The sequence below is a fragment of the Streptomyces sp. NEAU-W12 genome (assembly GCF_026242095.1).
Lineage (GTDB): Bacteria > Actinomycetota > Actinomycetes > Streptomycetales > Streptomycetaceae > Streptomyces.
Genome location: NZ_JAPJDM010000074.1, coordinates 1 through 3,667, shown reverse-complemented (window position 1 = coordinate 3,667; position 3,667 = coordinate 1). Strand labels below are relative to the sequence as shown.

Here is a 3,667-nt window from a genome sequence, read left to right as displayed (position 1 = left end):
GTGCGTGAGCCGCGGACGGTCCTGCCGTCCACCGCGATCGGCCGCAGCGTGTCCGGCTCCCGGGTGCGGGCTGTCCGTGCGGACAGGAAGGCGCCTATCGCAGCATCCAGCGCGTCGCCGTCCAGCCGGGCGAGCAGTCGGCGCACTGTCGCCGGGTGCGGGACCACCACCTGCCCGGTCAGAGAATCCGGAGCGAAGCCGAGGGTGCCCACGGCCCAGCGTGGTGCGTCCGTGATCCACTCACCGCTCGCGGCCAGGGAGCGTGCGCCGGCCAGCACGGCAGCCGCTGCCGCCGCCAGCAGCGCCGACAGCGGATACAGGCGGCCCCTGCGGTCCCGCGGGTCGGGCACCGCGTCCAGGAAGGGACGCAGACCGGCTGCGTCGGTGAGGGGTGCGGAAGAAGGAGCGTGGGCCAGGTGCTCCAGCGCGACGGGCATGGGAGATGATGCAGGGGCAGGCGCGGTCTCGTTCGGTTCTCATGGGTCTCGACAACCACATGATCACCGTTGGGCGTTACCGGGGCGCCGTGCCTGCGCTGCTTCCCGACCCCTGAGCGGAACATGACGCGACGTCACCGACAAGGCGCATGAACTGGACGGATCCGCTTCATGCAATGCCCCTGGTCTTCGGAGGCGGCGGGGTTAGCTCCGGCAGCGCATGAACCATCCGCAACACGGTGCTGCGGCTGACCGAAATGCCGATCAGTTCCGCGAGCCTTCCACCGGCTCGCCCGGCGAGCGCCAGCCCCAGGAAGCCGGGTGCCGACCGCAGCCGCTGGGTCCAACGGCCATGCCGACGTGTCAGTCCCAGCACCTGCTCCGCGAACGTTTCGCAGGCTCGCGCAACACCTACCGCAACGCTGCATCAAGCTGACTGGCCCGTGCAGCAACATGACATCGTTTCCTCTGGAGTGAGTTTACGGTGGCTGCCAGAGTGTTCTCCACCAGAGGAACTCAAGGGGGAAAGATGAGCAGGAAATTTCACAGTGCCGTTTCGAAGTCTGTTCGCGTCGGCGCGACGGTTGCCGCGGCACTGGTGATTTCTGGGTCGTCGATGCTGGCCGTAAATGCATTCGCGGCAGATAATGAGCCGGCCGCACCGTCGGCTGCGCTTTCCGGGGGGGAAATTCCCGGTTCCGTCGAGCATCTTGTCGCCGAGGTCTCCGAAATTCCGGGGCACGTCGTCCACACACCCCGCCCGGTCAACGGCTGGCAGTAGGCCGACCCGTCAACTCTTCGGACTTGTGAGGGCTTGTGGAGAAGAACAACGCGGTGGGGTTCAAGCCGCGAGATCTGGACGAGGTCCCGTCCGTGGACGCGCTACTCGTGGAACTGGGGACAGGTCCTTTTATCCGGGACACCCTGGCGGCTCCGGTCGGCCGGAACGACTCCTGGACCGGCGTTACCACCAGCGGGCGGAAGGTCTTCATCAAACACCTGATAGGGACGGGCCCGGACGTCCGGGCCCGTATGCGCCGGCTGCTGTCGTTCGAGCGTTTCGCCGAAGGGCTGCCGACGGCCGCGTTGCGCGGCCCGGCATTCCTCGGCGCCAACGAGGTGGGCGCTCTGGTGGCCTACGACTACGTCGAGGGCGCGCGCAGCGGTGCGGAGTTGATGATCGACGAAACATTCGGCCCGGAACTCGCCGAGAAAATCGGCAGGGCGATCGGACTGCTGCACGGGGCGCCCGCACCGGATTCCGTCGAATTCGACGTTTCGCTGCCGTTCCATCCGCCGTCGGGATTTCTCCGAGGGCTTCCGCTGCCGGTGTTCGAGTCACTGAGTTTCGCGGAACTTCAGGGCTGGCGGCTCATGCAGACCGACACGTCACTGGTCGAGGCCATCGGGGAATTGCGGTCCCGGGAGCGAGAGGCACCTCGGGTGCCGTCCCACTGCGATCTGCGCGTCGACCAGTTCCTGGTGACGGGCGACGACTTCCTCGTGACGGACTGGGAGGAGTTCCGGCTGGCGGACCCGGCCCGTGACGTCGGCGCCTTCGCCGGCGAGTGGCTGCACCGTTCAATCCTCGACATCGTCACCACGCGCGGCGACTCGGTGTTCGCGGACATCGAGCTGACGCACGGGGCGGTGCTCAGCCGCGGGGTGGAGAAGCTGCAACGACTCCTACCACTGGTACGCGCCTTCTGGCACGGCTACCGGCAGGTCCGTCCTGACCTGGACGGTTCGCTCGCTACCCGGGCCACGGCGTACGCCGGCTGGCATCTGCTCGACCGGCTGATGGCCGGTGCGTCCCGGACGTCCAGGCTCTCCGGCATCGAGCGGGCGGCGGCGGGAATCGGCCGGGCGGCGCTCATCACCCCGGAAAGGTTCGTGACCACGCTCGGATTCGAGGACCGCCCCGACGAAGCCACCAGCGAAGGCAGCAACCAAGGCACCGACGAACGGGCCTGGGAAGGCAGAGCGGCATGAGCGAGAGACGGACGGCCACCGTGCCGAGCGGGTTGGCGCCACGGCTTTGGGACGCCCTCGACCGGGTGAGAGTCGCACCGGACCGCTCCCGTGCGTGGGTGGACGACCGTCCGGTCGAGGCGGACAGCCCGCGGGAGATGCGCCGACTGCTGGCGGAAGCCTTGTACGACATCCTGCACGCCGGGCAGTTCGTGGAGAAGGGCGCCTTGTCGTTCCGCCTGCGTGACACGGCCTTCGAACGCGTCCTTGGCGCGGCGGTTCCGCACGAGCGCAGCACCGCGCGTGCCCGGGTGCACATTCCCGCGGCCGGGGACGACGGCACGGAGCCGCGCGCCTTGGTCGAGCGGGACGGGGTGCGGGTATGGGTGCCCTCCGGGAGCATCCGGGAGGAGGGCCCACTCGCCGCCGGTCAGGTGGTGACCCTCGACGTACCCGCGCGCCGGCCGGCGCTGTCACCCGGGTTCTTCGTGGTGGATGGCTCGCTGCCGCGCAGTCCGCACCGTGAACTGCTGCGCGTGTACGTCCACATCGAGCGCTGGGAGGACGCCGCACCGGTGTGGGCGGGGGCGCTCGGCCACCTGGAGGGTCACGGGGTGGCGTACCGCTCGAAGATCCTCTCGGCCAAGGCCCTGTATCCCCGGCGGGACGCCCTGGTGATCTACCTGGGACAGGAGATGTGGCCGCAGGTGCCCCGGCTGGCCGAGGCGTTGCGGGGCCTGCCCGGAATTGGGCGGGAGACCTCCGTGTTCGCCGACACGGTGACTCCCGGCGTGGCCGTGGCCCTGGAACCCGAGGACAACCGGCCCGGGATGTCCGGTCTCAGCTTCGGCCAACACCGGGCCACCGCTCTGGCTCAGGCCCTGCTCGACAGCGCGGCCGACGGAACGCCCCTGGAAGCAACCGTCGTTACCCGCTTCACCGAGGCGGGAATCGACCCCGCCCGTCCGGCGCGCAACAGCGCCTCCCCTGAGTTTCCTGCGGTGCTGGAAAGCCCGCAGGATGCCGGCCTCGTGTCCGCCTGAAGTGAGATTCCGGGCGCCGTAAAGGCCGTTACGCCGGGATTCCGGCACCGACGAGCGCATCACGACACTCACGAACACATCACGACAGCAAGGAGAAACCCGATGAACAAGTCTGTGGCGATCATGGAGCTCGTTTCGAACTACGACGCCTATGCGGACGTCGACGAGCTGAACATCTCGGCGGCTGCCGACGCCCCGGCGACCACTCCGGTGTGC

The 3,667-nt window shown here is 68.7% G+C and carries 5 protein-coding genes; 4 read left to right on the top strand and 1 reads right to left on the bottom strand.

All coding sequences use genetic code 11. From position 1 onward, the window contains the following. Positions 1-437 (bottom strand): transposase family protein (locus tag ORI94_RS35005; RefSeq protein WP_266083125.1); only part of this gene is annotated, 437 nt, incomplete at its 3' end. Positions 438-966: 529 nt separating this feature from the next. Between ORI94_RS35005 and ORI94_RS35000 the strand changes: the two genes are divergently transcribed. The 4 genes from ORI94_RS35000 to ORI94_RS34985 all read left to right on the top strand — a co-directional run. Continuing rightward, positions 967-1,218 (top strand): hypothetical protein, encoded by a 252-nt coding sequence (locus ORI94_RS35000; protein ID WP_266083123.1) that lies wholly within the window; start codon positions 967-969, stop codon positions 1,216-1,218. Between the two features lie 35 nt (positions 1,219-1,253). Further along, entirely contained in the window at positions 1,254-2,429 is a 1,176-nt protein-coding gene (gene lxmK, locus ORI94_RS34995) for a class V lanthionine synthetase subunit LxmK (RefSeq protein ID WP_266083121.1), read from the top strand. After that, on the top strand, positions 2,426-3,451 hold the full coding sequence (locus tag ORI94_RS34990; protein WP_266083119.1) for a T3SS effector HopA1 family protein: 1,026 nt from the start codon (positions 2,426-2,428) through the stop codon (positions 3,449-3,451). The genes lxmK and ORI94_RS34990 overlap by 4 nt, the downstream gene beginning before the upstream one ends. A 102-nt stretch (positions 3,452-3,553) precedes the next feature. Continuing rightward, a partial coding sequence (locus tag ORI94_RS34985) for an LxmA leader domain family RiPP (protein ID WP_323056123.1) occupies positions 3,554-3,667 on the top strand: 114 nt, incomplete at its 3' end.